The following is a 15,276-nucleotide window of genomic DNA, read 5'->3' as shown; positions in this document are numbered from 1 at the left end:
ATTCTGTGCCCGGGAACACCCTGTACCCGCCGGTGAACCCTCGGACCGTGCCCGACCTCGCTCGGCGCCCCTCATTCGGACCGCCGGAGTCCCGTCGATCGATCGCCCGGTCGCCTCGGGCCGGCGCTCTCACGCACTGCCGCGGCCGGCGCTGATGATGCTGCTGAGTACACCTGGGTAGCGGTCTTCGATCTTGCCGGGCAGGCCACGGAAACCACAGCGTCCAGTCGCGGTCTCGCGAACAGGCTGACCGAAGCCATGTCCCGGGCAACGGAATCACGGCCGAGCGCGCCGCAGCTCAGCGGCCGATTCCGTCTAGTCGCCGAACAGGCGAGCGCCCCAGTGTTCTCCGTCGCTCGGCCCACCCGGGCAGGCGAATACCGCCGAACCGACGTGCTGGATGTATTCGTTCAGCGCGTCGTTGCGGGCGAGAGCGTTCTGCATCGGTACGAACTGGGTGCTCGGGTTGCGACAGTAGGCGATGAAGAACAGCCCGGCGTCGAGGTGACCGAAGCCGTCCGATCCGTCGGTGAAGTTGTAGCCGCGGCGCAGGATCCGGATCCCGCCACGTTCTTCGGCGGAGGCCAGGCGGACATGGGCGTCGGCATCGATCAGCGGTCCGCCGGGGCCCGACGACTGCAGATCGAGGTCGTCGAACTCGTCGCTGCCGCCGAGTGGTGCGCCGGTCCCCTTCGCCCGGCCTATCACCCGTTCCTGCTCGCGCAGGCTCGTGCGGTCCCAGGGCTCGATGAGCATCCGGATACGGCGGGCCACGAGGTAGGAGCCGCCTGCCATCCACTTCTGATCGTCGGCTTCGTCGACCCACACGAACTCGTCGACGGCGTGCCGGTCTTCGGCCTTGATGTTGCGGGTTCCGTCCTTGAATCCGAACAGGTTCCGAGCGGTCACCTGACTCGTCGTCGTCGAGGACGTGCGACCGAAGCCCAGCTGCGACCACCGCACCGAAACCACTCCGAAGCCGACGCGCGCCAGATTCCGGATCGCGTGCACCGCTACTTGGGGATCGTCGGCGCAGGCCTGGATGGCGATATCGCCACCGCTGCGAGCCGGGTCCAGCGCATCTCCGGTGAATCTGGGTAGATCGGCGAGCGCGCGGGGTCGGCGTGCGCCGATCCCGAATCGATCCCTGCCCTCGGCATCGGTGAACAGCGAGGGGCCGAAGCCGATCGTCAGCGTCAGCCGGGCCGGAGACAGATCCGACGCCTCACCGGTATCGGCCGGCGGGTTGTAGGCGCCCCCGCCGACCGCGCCGTCCGGGAATGCCTCCCGCCCCGCGGTCATCCGCTCGGCCATCACGGTCCAGGTGCGCAGTAGATCGACCAGCTCGTCACGCGAATCGGTGTGTACATCGAAGGCCGCGAAATGCAACCGATCCTGCGCCGCCGTGAGGATCCCCGCTTGGTGCTCACCCCGGAACGGCACGATCTGGTCGACGGCCGGCGGCCGGCTCCGGGACAGCAAGCTTCCCGCGACCGAACCGGCCCCCGCCGCGACGACTCCGACACCGGCCGACCCGATCAGGCCGCGGCGGGTGATACCGCCGCGGCCCCGGGACAGCCGCGGTTCAGGATCCGGCGACAACGCCCTGCACCTGACTCACCACTGCGGACAGCGCGTCGATCCGGCGAGAGAGCGCACCGCGCTGCGCGTCACCGACGGTGTCGTAGCCGACGTAGCCGTCGCCACGCCGGTACTGGGCCAGTTCACCGTCGAGTTCGGTGAAGCGACGATCGATCAGGACGCCCAGTTCGGCGTTGCGCTCGTCCAGGATCGGGCGCACGCTCGCGACCGCAGCCTGCGAACCGTCCACATTGGCCTGGAAATCCCAGAGATCGGTATGGGAGAAGATGTCCTCCTCACCGGTGATCTTGGTACGCGCGATCTCGTCGAGTAGCGTCTGCGCGCCTCCGGCCACCTGCACCGGATCGATCGAGTACTCCGGGGCACTCACGCCGGCCACGAGTTCGTCGAGATCGGCGAGCAGCTGATCGGCGATCCGATTCGTATCCGGTTGCGGACCACGGACCCACAGATCCTTCTCGAGCCGGTGGAACCCCGTCCACACATCCCCCTCGGCCAGGTCGGCCTCGCGCAGGTCCAGCCGCGGATCCAGATCGTCGGGGAAACTCTCGGCGACCGGTTCGATGCGCTCGTAGTAGGTCCGGGTCACCGGGTACTGCTTCTTGGCAGCCTCGATGTCGCCGGCCTTCACGGCCGAAACGAAGGTTTTCGCCGTTTCCTGCAGGGCGGTGACCTGACCGACCAGGTAGCGCTTGTACCCGTCCGCCGCTTCCGCGAGCTTGCCGGAATCGTCGCGTTGCCGTGCCTGGCCGGTGACCGTGAAGTCGTGACGGATCCCGTCGCCGACCATGCCCGGTTTGCAGGCGGTCGAATAGCTCCCGGGATCGGGTACCGAAACGATCAGCTGCCGGGTCAGCCCCGGGCCGATGTTCTCGACCTCCCCGAGCACCCGATCACCGGCACCGTAGACATAGAACTCGGTGACCTTGGTCCCGTTGTTGGTGATCCGGAACGTCACTGTCCCGGTCTCGGCGGAATCGCGGGAGATATCGCAGGACGAATCACCGGCGGTCACCGCGATCTCGTCCTGCGCGGCCGGACCCGATTTGGCCGTACACGAGACGAGTAGCAGCGGTGCCGTCGCCGCCAGGACAGCCGCGAACAGGGAACTACGCACGGAAATGGACCTTTCGTTCACCGCGGCGATGCCGCCGAATTCTGCGCCGACGGGAGCTTCCTGTCCGGAGCAGCCGGGACTGTGCGCAGGAACAGCCACAGCACCACGGCCACATAGACGACCCACGCGGCCGCCTGCAGGACGGTGGGGTCGGCACGGAAGTTGAAAATGCCCTGGGCCACGGTGCCGTACCAACTCGACATCGAGAACCACGACGAGATGTCGAAGGCGTGCCGCGAAAGCCCGGGCAACCACGACGCGGTTTGCAGTGCGCGAATGCCATAGGCGAGGATCCCGGCCGCCACCACGATCAACAGGATCCCGGTGTACTTGAAGAATGTCGTGAAATCGATCCGGACCGCACCCAGGTAGATCAGCACCGTCACGGCCGCAGCCACCCCGATACCGGCCAAGAGCCCGATCAGGGGCCACTGACTGCCGGACGCGTTCTCGGCATAGCCGACCATCAGCAGCGCCGTTTCCACACCCTCGCGGCCCACCGCCAGGAATGCCAGGGTCATCACCGCCACCGGACCACCACGCAACGCCCGCGACATCCCCGTCTTCAGCTCCCCCGAGATGGACTTCGCGGCCGCCCGCATCCACAGCACCATCCAGGTGACGATCACGACCGCGGCCAGCGACGCGAGCCCCGCGATCAGCTCGGCGGCCACACCGGTCACCGTGGATGTCCCGTAGTGCACACCGGCGAAAATGGCGACCACCATCGCGACCGCACCGCCGACTCCGAGAGCCACCCACTTCAACGCGGCATGATGCCGCGATTTCACCAGGAACGCGACCAGGATCATGACAACGATCCCGGTCTCGAGGCCTTCACGGACACCGATCAAGCCGCTACCGACCAGCTGGGCCGCCACCGACGGCGCACCGGAAGCGAACGTATTTTCGACCACATCCACTCCCGCAGAGAACCAAACCAAGCCTTACCAACATTCGATAGGGCGGACTCAGTGTTACACAAGATTCGGCAGATACGGAAACCGACGCGAAGAAAGCACAGTCGGCCATTTCCACCGGATCAATCCGGCTTTTCGGACAAATCGGCGATTGCGTCTGCTGTGGCCGGCCTTCGGCGCGGAGCCGTCGACCGTCCAATTCGGCGAAGCGGAATTCCCGATGCCGGGCAACCACCGCCCTTGGCCGCCGAAACCCGCATCGACCACGCCCGGAGCCGGAATTCGCCGAGCCGGTACACCACCGATGGAGGACATCTCGCGCCGATCACCGACCGAACTCGATCGGAAATTCGCCGAATCGAGGAAATCGCCACCGGGAGATTGCTTGTCGCTCTCGCGGTAGCGGGTTCGTCCGGTTGCCGAAGTCGAACGATTCGCTCGCGTTCTGTCTTCGATCGATGCAATGAAACATTGTTGCGGCAGTCGCCGATCGAAGTATCCGTCGCACTCGGTCGTTGGCACGCCCACGACGCACGCACCGGCACACCGGCTCCCATGACGCGTCGGGGTGGGGCGGTGATCAGGAGACCGACGTGCGGTGGGACACGCTCGGCACGATCGCCGACAGTTCGCGCCATTCCCGCAGCGGCAGAGCCGCCGGGGCGGTCCCCACAACTTGCAGGCACACATGGTCCGCACCCGCGGACAGATGGCGGCGCACACGTTCCTCGATCGCGTTCAGATCGCCGTAGGCCACGATCGCGTCGACCAGCCGGCCGCTGGGACCGGCGAGATCGTCGTCACCGAAACCCAGCCGGCGCAGATTCGCCGCTTGATGCGGAGCGCCGGATGCGTACGCGGCGACATGAGCTCGGGCGAGTTCGCGGGCGCGGGCGATATCGGGATCGAACACGATCGGTTGCTCCACACCCAAAAACGAGTCGGGCCCCAGCACTTCCCGGGCCCGCGCCGTATGTTCGACCGGAACGAAATAGGGGTGCGCTCCCCAGGTCCGCTGCGCCGCCAAGGCCAGCATTTTCGGCCCCAGAGCTCCCAGCACCCGCCGAACCGGCGGGTCCGGGACCGGCCCGTGGGCGGGCACCGCGTCCATCGCGTCCAGATACCCACTCAGCAGCGCCAGGGGCCGGCCACCGGAGGGAATAGTGAATCCCCCCGCGTCGACCGGGCGGCCCCCGACCCGATGCCCACCGAGCCCCAGGAGATAACGACCGGGGAACGCCTCACCGAGGGCCCGCTCGGCTGTCGCCATCGAGATCGGGTCCCGCAGCGCGACATTCGCGATGCCCGATGCCACCACGATCCGCCGCGTGGCCGACAGCAACAGCCATGCCTGTCCGACGGTGTCCCGGCCGAGCCCTTCGCCGAACCAGAGCGCCCCGAAGCCCAGTTCCTCGATTTCCGCGGCGGCGTCGCGTACCGCCGGCGCCGGCTGCCGGTCGAAGGACCATGTCCAGATTCCGACGACGCCTGGGTCCTGCTGTTTCATCCGATCCTCCGTAACGCGTACCGGAGAACCTCTCCGTTACCGCCCGGATAGAATATGGAGAACTTCTCCGCTTCACAAGAGGTATGGATGCGATCACACGCGCGGCGCAACTACGACCAGATCATCCGGACGGCGACCACCGTGTTCGCCGAGTCCGGTCCCGACGCCTCACTCAACGAGATCGCCCGCCGCGCGGGGGTGGGTCCGGGAACTCTGTACCGGCACTTCCCGAACCGGCAATCCCTGCAGGCGGCCGTGCTGGAAGAACGCGTCGAGAACCTCTGCGGGGGGGGCGCCGAGCTCCTGTCCCTGCCCGACGCCGACGCCGCCTTGACGCGATGGCTACACGCGCTACTGCTGCACACCCGCACCGACAAAGGACTCGGAGCCGCCGCGCTCACCGGCAGCGCCGAGCAGAGCGCGCAGTGCCGGACAGCCATCGAAGAAACGGCCACCCGCCTGGTCTCGCGCGCGAAGCGCCACGGCACCGTCCGGAACGACACCTCCGTCGACGACCTCATCCTTCTGGTGGCCGGCATCGGACTGACCACGGAGCGCGATAGGACTCCCGCACGGGCCGAACGACTGCTCGAGACCATCCTCAGAGGGATCGGCATCCTCGAACCCGACGACCGTAACCACGGCACCGGTACGCCCGCGGCGACCCCCGCGCCCCGCTGACAGAGCGCTCGCGAGCCGGCCCCGAGAGGCGCCCGCTTCCGAACCACTTCTCCCCGTGACGCTCCCGCACCCGGGCTGCCGCAGTCGGTCCCGAGGGGTAACGAAGCGCTCGACCGAAGGCGGGCGACTCGCTGTTCCCAGCAGGATCCGAGCCCGAGATCTAGCAAGGCTAGACAAGATAGCGCCCCGATGTTAACGTTGCGCTAGTTCCTAGCAACGCTAGATAACGTCGATGCGGTAACCTCCGCGCCCACGCAAGGGCTCGCACCTCCCGCACCCGACAGCTTCCGGCCAATCACCGGGGACACATCCGGAATACAACTCACCCAGGAGTAACCGACATGACCTTCACCGCCAATGAACAGAAGTTTCTCGCGGAGGCCGGAATCGGCCGGCTGGCCACGGTATCGCCCGACGGCGTTGTGCAGAACAACCCGACCAACTATCGGGTGAACGCCGACGGCACGATCGACATCGGGGGCATGCGCATGCGCACCAGTCGGAAGTACCGCAATGTCGAGGCGGGCAGCCGGGTATCGTTCGTGATCGACCAGCAGGTTTCCTTGGAGCCCTATGTGATTCGCGGCATCGAGGTACGCGGCACGGCCGAGGCGCTCGACGACGAGGAGCCGCCGTTTCCCCCGCAGGAACGCGCGGTCATCCGGATCCACCCCGAACGGGTCATCTCCTGGGGCATCGACGGCGGGTCCTTCGACTTCACCAGTCGCGGCGCCGAGTAGCCGGGCCGCGTGGAAGATCTCCGGAAAAGGTCGTCACCGGCCGACCGATGAGGGAGCGGAAAGGCCGCCGGGCTGTTGTGGCCGGCGGCCTCCGGCCGGGGCGCCTCACCCCACACCGGCGGGGACTACCGCGAGTGCGGTCGACTCAGCACAACTAGCGGCCCTTGGCCGGCCGGTTGGTGGCGGCCCGGCGTTCGGCCTCCTTGGCCTGGACCCGTTCGTCCTCCGCGCGCACGGCGGCATAGCTCTCGCGTTCACGGATCAGCCACTCCGGGGGATCCGCGAGGAACGCGGCGATCTCGTCGGCGGTGAGCGCGTCGGACACCCCGGCCCGCGTCAGGCCACTGTGGGAGATACCGAGCTTGCGGGCCACGATGTCACGCGGGAATGGTCCGGTGCGGCGCAGCTCGGTGAGCCACTGTGGCGGGTTCGTCCGGAGCTCGTCCAGCTCGCTCCGGGAGATCGGGTGGTTCCGGAACTCTTCGGGAGCCGCGGGAAGATAGATGCCGAGCTTGTTCGCCGCGGTCAGCGGCTTCATCGTCTGCGGTTTCCTGTCCTGGCTCACCGGAACAGCGTATCGGGCCGCCGGGCAGGTCCGGACTCCGCGGTGCCATACGCTTGCGGGTATGAGCCGGTTCCCCTCGATCGATGTGCAGCGCCTGCGCTGGTTTGCCGCAGTCGCGGAGGAATTGCACTTCGCACGCGCCGCGACGGGATTGCACATCTCCCGGCAGAAGCTCAGCCACACCGTCATCGACCTGGAGACCGAGCTCGGCACGAAGCTCTTCGTGCCGGGGGCGCAGCCGACCCGGCTGACCGATGCGGGGAAGGAGTTGCTGCGCGAGGCGCGTGAGATCATCGCGCGGACCGAGAAGGAGCCGGACAGCGCGACGGTCACTGCCCCCGCCACCCTGCGGGTCGGGTTCGTGCCCGGCGTCACCGTCACCAAATGGGAGCGCATCTGGGGCCGGCGGTTTCCGGATACGCCGCTCGAGCTGGTCGCGGTCGCTCAGGCCGACCAGGAGACGGCGCTGCGCGACGGCCGGGTCGACATGTGCTTCGTCCGCCTGCCGATCGACCGCGACGGGATGAACGCGATTCCGCTCTACCGTGAACTGCCCGTCGTCGTGGTACCGAAGGATCACGAAATTTCGCTGTTCGACGAGGTCGGCATGGCCGATCTCGCGAACGAGCGCCTGCAGGACACCGCCGATATCGACGCGGCCGGGGCCGCCATCGAACTCGTGGCCGCCGGCGTCGGTGTCGCCATCGTGCCTCATTCGATCGCCCGCCTGCACCACCGACGCGACCTCGTCTACCGCACGGTGACCGACACCGACGACACCGAGATCGCCCTGGCCTGGCCGCCGGACCGGACCTCCGATCCGGTCGAGGAGTTCATCGGCGTGGTGCGCGGCCGCTCGGAGAACAGCTCCCGGTCCCCCGTCGGGAAGCGCATCGAACCGGAACCGCGGAAGCAGCCTTCGCCGGGGAAGCGACCGCGTCCCGCGAAGAAACCGATCACTTCCGGGAAGAAACCGGCACGGGGGCGCAAACGCTAGCACGCCGGAATCCGGTGGCTATCGAGCCAGCAGGGTGACGCTGGCGGCCACGATCCAGCCGATCCAGCCGAGCCAGCCCACCAGGCCGATCAGCGCGAGGCGGCTGGTCCCCTCGGCATTGTGGGAACTCGCGGAGGAAGCGAAGAACAGCAGCGCGGCGGCGGCGAAGCCGAGCCACTGCTGCCACGGCGGCAGGAAACCGGTCTCGGCGGCGGCGATACCGAAACCCAGCAGCGCGATCGCCAAGAAGAGCTGGTTGAAGCCGAACAACACATTGTGCAGGGCCCACAGGCCCGATGCCGGAACACGGTCACGGGCGGCCGCGGCCATCCCGAACCGCAGCGCCTCCACACAGCCGAAGGCGACGTTCTGCATCAGGACGCCACCGAATCCCAGCAGCAACCACATGGTCGGCGCCGCCGGCGACTCCCACATCGCCGCGGCCAGTCCCGCGGCGAACACCGTGGTGCACAGCCATGCCAGCGGGGCGAGCACCGAGGGACGTTTCAACGCTTCCCCCACTCCGGCCAGCGCGTCCATCACCTCGTCCATGCTCTGTCCCGACATCGGCAACGGCAGTCGCGCACGCAGGTAGACGACGTTGACCGCCACTGCGGTGAGCACGAATCCGATTCCGGCGAAGCCCGCTGCATTCGACTCGACCACGGCGTCGACCTCCCATATTCGGTTTACGCTTATTATTATGAATATAAGGAGCGGAAGACCGGAGGCGCAAGTGACCGACTCGACCCCCCGCCGCGGCTACGATTCGCTGCGACGGCAAGCGCAAGCGCAGCGCACGCGGGCGGAGATCGCCGAGGCGGCTCGTCGCCTGTTCGTCGCACGGGGCTGGGGGGCGACGACCGTGCGGGAAGTGGCACAGGAGGCAGGGGTGTCGGTGCCGACCGTCTACGCCGCGTACGGGAACAAGACCGGTCTGGTGTGGGCGCTGGTGGAAGCCGCGGACCTGCCGGCCGACCCGGCCCGGCTGCTGGGCGAATTGGAGTCGGCCGAACCCACGCGGCAACTCGCCGCAATGGCCGGCTACGACCGCAGGCTCTTCGAAAGGTCCGGCGACCTCATCGGACTGATCCGTGAGGCCGGGCGGACCGAGGCCGACCTGGCCACCCTCTACACCCGGGTCCGCCGGGCCGCCGACGGCATCCGGGAGGAAGTCTTCTCGGCCTGGCCCACGGGCACACTCCGCTCCGGAGTGGATCTGTCCACCGCCGTCGACACCTATGCCGCCCTGTGCAATATCGACGTCTACACCGTGCTCACCCGTGAACGCGGCTGGTCCCCGGAGCGGGTCGAGCAGTGGTGGAGTCACGTGCTCGTCCGCCAGCTGCTCGACGGGTGATCGCAGCGTCTCGTTACCGGGACACGTCCGGCCCCACGGCTGCTACACCGTGAAGAAATCGCCCATGACACGGGCGATCCGGCCGGGGGCGCTTTCCGTGGGGATATGATCGGCCCCGCGAATGCGGACGAGCTCGGTACGCGGAATCTCCGCGGCGAACTTCTCGGCGTAATCGATGCTTTCGAACCGGTCGTCCACACCCCAGACCAAAAGCTTGGGTGTCCGGCAACGCCGTAGCAGGGGCACGAGATCGAGGGTGTAGCGGTGGTCGGCCGCCCGCGCGAGCGCCAGCCAGGAGCGGCGAACCCTCGGGTCGGTCCACGGATCCACATACTCGGTGACCAGTTCCGCGGTGGCGGCATCGGCGAGCGCCGACGCCACGGCCCGCCGGCGCGCTTCCAGAAACTCCTCGGCGGTGGCGGCGGCGGCCACCGCCGGGTCCGCGAATCGCGCCACGTGTGGTGCGGGCCAGGAGTCGTAGAGCACCGAGTTGACCAGCGCGAGGCCGGACACATCGAAACCGTCGTGGACGAGGAGATGCTGGGCCACGGCACCGCCGATATCGTGGCCGCCCAGGGCGATCGGCCCGGTGATCCCCATCGCGGAGACGAATCGCCGTACCCATGCCGCCAGCGCGGGAACGGTGGCGGTATCCGTGGTGAGTTCGCCTTCCGATCGGCCCAGCCCGGGAAGGTCGACCGCGAGGGGCCGCAGCCCCGCCGCCGCGAGTCCGCCCAGCACCGGAAGCCACACGCGGCTCCAGTACGTTCCGTGGAGCAGCAGCACGGTGGGCCCGTCCTGCTCCACGGTCAGGTAACTGGCCGCTCGGCCGTCGACCGGTACGGCGGTCCGCCGTACGCGCGGTGGAATGGTTGCGCTCATGGCTTCAGCGTGGCCGTATCGGCACCCGCAGACGAGAGTCCGGAAAGACATCATCGAGTACATTCCTGCCACTGCGCGGCCGCAGGGAAGATCACCGATTGAACCTCCGACCTCCGGGTACGTCGCGTATATCCACCAGCACCGAACATGCGGAGGTAGATATCGTGGCCGAGAAGCAGACCGGTCCCCGGGAAGGATTGGAAGGCGTCGTCGAGGGCGTGAAGGGCAAAGCCAAGGAAGTGGGCGGCACCCTCCTCGACAACAAGGACCTACGCGACGAGGGCATCGCCCAGCAGGACAAGGCCGAAGCACAGCGTGAGGTCGCGGAGAAGGAAGCCGAAGCCGAGAAGGCCCGCTCCGAAGCCGACGTACAGGAAGCGCGGCAGAAGTCGCATCAGGGACGGTAGCGGCGATTCGCCTGCCGGACCCGAGCGCCTCGTCACGGCGCACCGGCCATCGAACACCCGACGGCGGCCGTCCGGACTTCCGGGCGGCCGCCGTCGTGCTGTCATCGTCGCGGAAGGTTCCGGTCGCGTGCCGGAATAGACCGGTGGCGATCCCGCCCGGAATCGCGTCCCGCGCCGCGGACTATCGCCGGCTCACTGCCCGGCCGGGCGGCTACGGATGCGGATGGGCTGTGAACAGCTGCCACATCCGGTTCAGGATCTCGGTGCGCCGGGTGCCCGTCGGCCAGGCATGGCTGCCGCCGTTGTAGACCCGCCACAGCACCTGGGTGCCGGACGCACAGTCCCAGCGCTTCGAATCCTTGACATCGGTCCCGCCGTCGGGCTGCTCGTTCTGGCAGGGACGATTCTCCCAGCTCCAGTACACGACATGGCTGTAGGCGATGGGCTCGACCACGGTGGTGTCGTTCGCCGAAGCGAAGACGCCCCAGGAGACCGCCCGCGCCGGGTCGCAGCCCGTCGGCGGCGGCGCGGGCGCGTAGACCGCACCCGAGGCGATGAGACCCGGGTCCGTGCAGGCGACGCGAGAGGCCATCTGCCCGCCGTTGGAATGGCCCGACAGATGGATGCGTTTCGGATCCACGCAGTATTTCGCGCGGACGTCGGACACCACCTTCTGGATATGGGTGATGTCGTAGGCGCCCTCGCCGGCGTCCCACCCCCAGCCGGGGCTCTCCGGTTTGCTGCCGCGCGGATAGATCACGATGGCCTTCTGCTGATCGGCGATCGTATTCCAGCCCGACACGGAGGCGATGGTCTCCGGAGTGCTGTAACCACCGTGGACGACGACCACCAGCGGTGCGCCGCCGGCGGATATCCCGGCGGGGACGTGCACGAGATAGTACCGGCCGTCGAAACCGTCGACCTTCAGGTTGCCGGTGGTCGGCGCGGTCGAACAGGCGAGGGCCGCGCCGCCCGGACCTCCGGGGGACTTTTCGTCGGCGGCGGCGGGGCCCGTTGCCGATACCACGAGCGACAGTGCCGCGCAGGAGGCGGCGAAAAGCGCGCCCAGGCGTTTCGAAAGGGAGGACGCCACGGAAACTCCTTGTGTGCGAACGAACTTCCGGATCGCACACTACGCAGGGGATCGTGGGGTCCGGGCCGGAATCGCGGGGCCCGGCCGGGTCAGCGGCGGACGCGTCGCCAGTTCCAGGAGCGGCCCCCGGTTCCGGCGCGCGCACCGGTACCGAATCCCGCGAGATGCAGGGCGATCAGCAGCAATCCGAGGGTGACGAAGGTGCCGCCGGTGATCGACTCACCCAGGTCGGCATCCGTCAGATCGAAAAGGAGCGCGAGGCCGAACGCGACGGCGGCGGCGATGGCGAGCATGAGAACCTCCTGATGTTCCGTCGGAACCGGTGACACCCGAGCGGCTTCGCCGAGTTCCTATGTCGCACATACCCGCAAAACTCCCCGGCTCACAGTCGCGTCGGGAATGGCGTGGCGGCCGGCGCTACAGGGTGGGTTCGTCCACTCCGAAGCGGGTGACCAGATCGTCACGCTGTCTGCGAAGGAAGTCCGCGTCCACCGCCGCGCCGTGCCCGGGCACGTACACCGCGTCCTCGCCACCCAGCTCGAGCAACCGGTCGATGGCGGCGGGCCACCGCGACCCGACGGCGTCGGGCCCGGCCTGCGGTTCGCCCGACTCCTCGACGAGATCACCGCAGAACACCACCGTGGGGTCGCCGGGCACCACGACCGCGAGATCGTGCCCGGTGTGTCCGGGACCGATACGGACCAGCAGGACATCGCGACCGGCGCCGCGCGCCAGCACGGTCACGTCCCGGACGTACTCACCGGGCCGGACCAGGGCATCGGCGGCCGCCCGGGCCGCGGTCGTGTCGAGTCCGTTGCGCACGGCGTCGGCATACAACTCCTCGCGTGCTTCCCGGTACAGCGCCTGCGCACCGTCCGCGGCGAAGACCGGCGCGGGCCCGAACGCCGCGGCACCGAAGACATGGTCGAAGTGCTGATGGGTCAGCACGACACCGGTGATATCCCGGCCCGCCAGCCGCTGTGCCCGATCCCGCACCCGGGCGCCCTCCGCGAGGCTCGACCCGGTATCGACCACCAGTGCCGAATCCTCCCCCACGATCAATCCCGCCGTGCAGTCCCATACCGGCAACCGGCATCGCCCCACCCCGTCCGCGAGCCGCTCCCACCCCATCTCTTCCCACGTCACCGTCATACCGAAACGCTAGCGGCCGGCCCAGCCGAGCAGCGCCCACGGACGGCGGAACGCCGACCACCGCGTGTGACCGAACAAACCGTTCAGATTCTATAACCTTCCATATGGACTGTTAGTGTGGGAGGAATGAGCGAAGCCGTGGAAACCGCCGGCACCCGGGCGGGCCGCCGTGAATGGGCGGCCCTGGCCGCGCTGGTCAGCGTGGTGCTGCTGCTCGCCATCGATGGAACCGTGCTCTACCTCGCGGTTCCGGCACTCACCGCCGATATCCGGCCCACCGCGACCCAACTCCTGTGGATCGGCGACATCTACGGGTTCGTCCTGGCCGGACTGCTCATCACCATGGGCAATCTCGCCGACCGGATCGGACGCAAACGCCTCCTGCTGATCGGCGCCGCCGCGTTCGGCGCCGCCTCCGTCCTCGCCGCCCTGGCGCCGAACGCCGAAATCCTCATTGCCGCGCGAGCGCTGCTCGGGGTGGCCGGGGCGACTTTGATGCCGTCGACCCTGTCCATCGTGCGTGCCGTGTTCACCGATCCGCGGCAACGGACGACGGCCATCGCCGTATGGTCGGCCGGCGCCACGGCGGGCGCGGCCGCCGGGCCGCTGATCGGCGGTGTGCTCCTCGAACATTTCTGGTGGGGTTCGGTATTCCTCATCAATGTGCCGGTCATGGCCGTCGTCCTGGTCGCGGGCGCGCTCCTGTTGCCGGAATCCCGCGGCACCGGCGGGCATGCGGTGGACTGGCTGTCCTCGATGCTGTCGATCGTCGCCATCGTGCCGCTGGTCTACGCGGTGAAACACTGGGCCGGCACCGGCCTCGACGCGACAGTTGCGATCGCGGCGCTGATCGGCGCGGGCGGCGGTCTGCTCTTCCTGCGCAGACAGTCGCGGCTGGCCCTTCCGCTGGTGGATATCTCGTTGTTCCGGATGCCCGCCTTCACCGGTGCCGTGCTCTCCACCGCCCTGTCGATCTTCGCGTTTCTCGGGCTGCTGTTCTTCTTCTCCCAGTACCTGCAACTCGTCCGCGGGTACGGGCCACTGCAGGCCGGGCTGGCCGAACTGCCGACAACGCTGGCCTCCATGGCCGTCATCGCCGTGGTCGGCCTCCTCGTGTCCCGGCTCGGGGCCGGGCGGACCATCGGCGGCGCGCTGCTGGTGGCCGCCGCCGGTCTGGCCGGGATCGGGTGGGCCGCCACCTCATCCGGTTTCTGGGGGCTCGGTATCGCCCTGGCCGTCCTCGGCCTCGGCGTCGGCGTGGCCATGACGCTGTCGACGGACGCGGTGGTCACCGCGGTGCCCGCGGAGCGAGCGGGCGCCGCCTCATCCATCGCCGAGACCGCTTACGAGATGGGCGGCGCTCTGGGTATCGCGGTGCTGGGTTCGATCCAGCTGGCGCGGTACCGCGCGCACCTCGAACTCGGGCCCGGCACCGATCCGGACGCGGCCGCCGCGGCCCGGGACTCACTCGCGGGCGCGGCGGGCGTCGCGGGCGAGTCCGATATCTTCACCCGTGCGGCGCACGCCTTCACCACCGGTCTGCAGTCCACGTCGTATCTCGCGGCGGCCCTGCTCGTGATCGCGGGCGTGCTGGCCTGGCGCGTCATCCCGTCGCGGCGGCCGACCACGGACAAGGAGCAGGGACAGCATGAGCCGGTCTGACCAGGGGCTCACCCGGGACAAGGAACGCACCCGGCTGGCCGTGCTCGAGGCCGCGGAACGAATGTTCGCCGAACACGGCGCCCGGGTGAGCCTGAGCGATATCGCCACGGCAGCCGGTGTGACGAAAGGCGGTCTCATGCACCATTTCCCGAACCGGGGCGCGCTGCTGGCCGGGGTCACCGAACACCTGATCGCGAAGGTGTGGGCCGAGGTACACGAGCGGATCGACCTGTCCGAGAACCGGCCCGGGAAATTCACCCGCGGTTACGTCCGGGCCCTGACCAGCGGTAGCGAATCGGTCACCCGGGCCTTCAGCCCGACCGGCCTGCTCGTCGCCCTGGGTTCGGCCCGCGACCTCGAGGAACTCTTCGCCGCCGACGCACGGCGGCTGCACGAAGCGTTCGCCGCCGACGGCCTCGCACCCGCCACGACATCGGTGATCCGCTTCGCGGCCGAGGGCCTGGCCACTGCGGCCGACAGTCCCTACCTCACCGCCGAGCAGCTCGAGACGGCACGCGCGGAACTGCTCGCCATGACCGAAACCGCGGCGCCGGACCACGGGTGACCGGCGGTCGCCCGCTCGCACTCACG

17 protein-coding genes are annotated in these 15,276 nt (G+C 68.5%); 7 read left to right on the top strand and 10 right to left on the bottom strand.

Annotated features, from left to right (window positions below; genetic code table 11):
* Positions 1-315: 315 nt before the first annotated feature.
* The 4 genes from efeB to ON38_RS12780 form a co-directional block, all read right to left on the bottom strand.
* Positions 316-1,602 (bottom strand): iron uptake transporter deferrochelatase/peroxidase subunit, encoded by a 1,287-nt coding sequence (gene efeB / locus ON38_RS12800; RefSeq protein WP_039824980.1) that lies wholly within the window; start codon positions 1,600-1,602, stop codon positions 316-318.
* On the bottom strand, positions 1,586-2,719 hold the full coding sequence (efeO, locus tag ON38_RS12795) for an iron uptake system protein EfeO (RefSeq protein ID WP_039824979.1): 1,134 nt from the start codon (positions 2,717-2,719) through the stop codon (positions 1,586-1,588). Before efeO ends, efeB begins: the two co-directional genes overlap by 17 nt.
* A gap of 17 nt (positions 2,720-2,736) precedes the next feature.
* Positions 2,737-3,636: an iron uptake transporter permease EfeU gene (gene efeU, locus ON38_RS12790; RefSeq protein ID WP_039825023.1), complete on the bottom strand. Its 900-nt coding sequence runs from the start codon at positions 3,634-3,636 to the stop codon at positions 2,737-2,739.
* 583 nt (positions 3,637-4,219) lie between these two features.
* Positions 4,220-5,146: a TIGR03620 family F420-dependent LLM class oxidoreductase gene (locus ON38_RS12780; RefSeq protein WP_039824977.1), complete on the bottom strand. Its 927-nt coding sequence runs from the start codon at positions 5,144-5,146 to the stop codon at positions 4,220-4,222.
* Positions 5,147-5,233: 87 nt separating this feature from the next.
* Between ON38_RS12780 and ON38_RS12775 the strand changes: the two genes are divergently transcribed.
* A complete protein-coding gene (locus ON38_RS12775) occupies positions 5,234-5,827 on the top strand; it encodes a TetR/AcrR family transcriptional regulator (protein ID WP_218000770.1) in 594 nt (197 codons plus the stop codon).
* A 341-nt stretch (positions 5,828-6,168) separates the two neighbouring features.
* Positions 6,169-6,567, top strand: coding sequence for a PPOX class F420-dependent oxidoreductase (locus tag ON38_RS12770; protein ID WP_039824976.1), 399 nt, complete (start codon positions 6,169-6,171; stop codon positions 6,565-6,567).
* Positions 6,568-6,721: 154 nt separating this feature from the next.
* On the opposite strand, the gene ON38_RS12765 is transcribed toward ON38_RS12770, so the two are convergent.
* Positions 6,722-7,132, bottom strand: a complete 411-nt coding sequence (locus ON38_RS12765) for a DUF5997 family protein (RefSeq protein WP_039824975.1) — start codon at positions 7,130-7,132, stop codon at positions 6,722-6,724.
* A 61-nt stretch (positions 7,133-7,193) separates the two neighbouring features.
* Here ON38_RS12765 and ON38_RS12760 point away from each other — a divergent pair, with 61 nt between their 5' ends.
* On the top strand, positions 7,194-8,129 hold the full coding sequence (locus ON38_RS12760) for a LysR family transcriptional regulator (RefSeq protein ID WP_039824974.1): 936 nt from the start codon (positions 7,194-7,196) through the stop codon (positions 8,127-8,129).
* A gap of 18 nt (positions 8,130-8,147) precedes the next feature.
* On the opposite strand, the gene ON38_RS34870 is transcribed toward ON38_RS12760, so the two are convergent.
* Positions 8,148-8,795 carry a hypothetical protein gene (locus ON38_RS34870; RefSeq protein ID WP_083872618.1) on the bottom strand — a complete coding sequence of 216 codons (648 nt, stop codon included), beginning with the start codon at positions 8,793-8,795 and terminating at the stop codon, positions 8,148-8,150.
* Positions 8,796-8,865: 70 nt separating this feature from the next.
* On the opposite strand from ON38_RS34870, the gene ON38_RS12750 reads away from it, so the two are divergent.
* Positions 8,866-9,489: a TetR/AcrR family transcriptional regulator gene (locus ON38_RS12750; protein ID WP_039824973.1), complete on the top strand. Its 624-nt coding sequence runs from the start codon at positions 8,866-8,868 to the stop codon at positions 9,487-9,489.
* A gap of 42 nt (positions 9,490-9,531) precedes the next feature.
* Here ON38_RS12750 and ON38_RS12745 read toward each other — a convergent pair whose 3' ends face one another.
* Positions 9,532-10,371: an alpha/beta fold hydrolase gene (locus tag ON38_RS12745; RefSeq protein WP_039824972.1), complete on the bottom strand. Its 840-nt coding sequence runs from the start codon at positions 10,369-10,371 to the stop codon at positions 9,532-9,534.
* Between the two features lie 164 nt (positions 10,372-10,535).
* On the opposite strand from ON38_RS12745, the gene mbp1 reads away from it, so the two are divergent.
* Complete coding sequence (mbp1, locus tag ON38_RS12740) at positions 10,536-10,778, top strand: microaggregate-binding protein 1 (protein ID WP_039824971.1); 243 nt, start codon at positions 10,536-10,538, stop codon at positions 10,776-10,778.
* A 211-nt stretch (positions 10,779-10,989) separates the two neighbouring features.
* Here the strand turns inward: mbp1 and ON38_RS12735 are convergent, their stop codons facing one another.
* From ON38_RS12735 to ON38_RS12725, 3 genes are all read right to left on the bottom strand, one after another.
* Positions 10,990-11,871 carry a CE1 family esterase gene (locus ON38_RS12735; protein ID WP_039824970.1) on the bottom strand — a complete coding sequence of 294 codons (882 nt, stop codon included), beginning with the start codon at positions 11,869-11,871 and terminating at the stop codon, positions 10,990-10,992.
* Positions 11,872-11,960: 89 nt separating this feature from the next.
* A complete protein-coding gene (locus ON38_RS12730) occupies positions 11,961-12,164 on the bottom strand; it encodes a hypothetical protein (protein ID WP_039824969.1) in 204 nt (67 codons plus the stop codon).
* Between the two features lie 124 nt (positions 12,165-12,288).
* Entirely contained in the window at positions 12,289-13,023 is a 735-nt protein-coding gene (locus ON38_RS12725) for an MBL fold metallo-hydrolase (protein WP_039824968.1), read from the bottom strand.
* 126 nt (positions 13,024-13,149) lie between these two features.
* Here ON38_RS12725 and ON38_RS12720 point away from each other — a divergent pair, with 126 nt between their 5' ends.
* A complete protein-coding gene (locus tag ON38_RS12720; RefSeq protein ID WP_039824967.1) occupies positions 13,150-14,685 on the top strand; it encodes an MFS transporter in 1,536 nt (511 codons plus the stop codon).
* The gene (locus ON38_RS12715; protein WP_039824966.1) at positions 14,672-15,250 is read left to right on the top strand and encodes a TetR/AcrR family transcriptional regulator; all 579 of its coding nucleotides are present in this window, start codon (positions 14,672-14,674) and stop codon (positions 15,248-15,250) included. Before ON38_RS12720 ends, ON38_RS12715 begins: the two co-directional genes overlap by 14 nt.
* Positions 15,251-15,276: the final 26 nt, after the last annotated feature.

The sequence above is a fragment of the Nocardia testacea NBRC 100365 genome (assembly GCF_000308775.1).
Classification (GTDB): Bacteria; Actinomycetota; Actinomycetes; order Mycobacteriales; family Mycobacteriaceae; genus Nocardia; species Nocardia testacea.
Note: the sequence above shows the minus strand (reverse complement) of the source record. Positions and strands in the feature narration are given on the sequence as shown.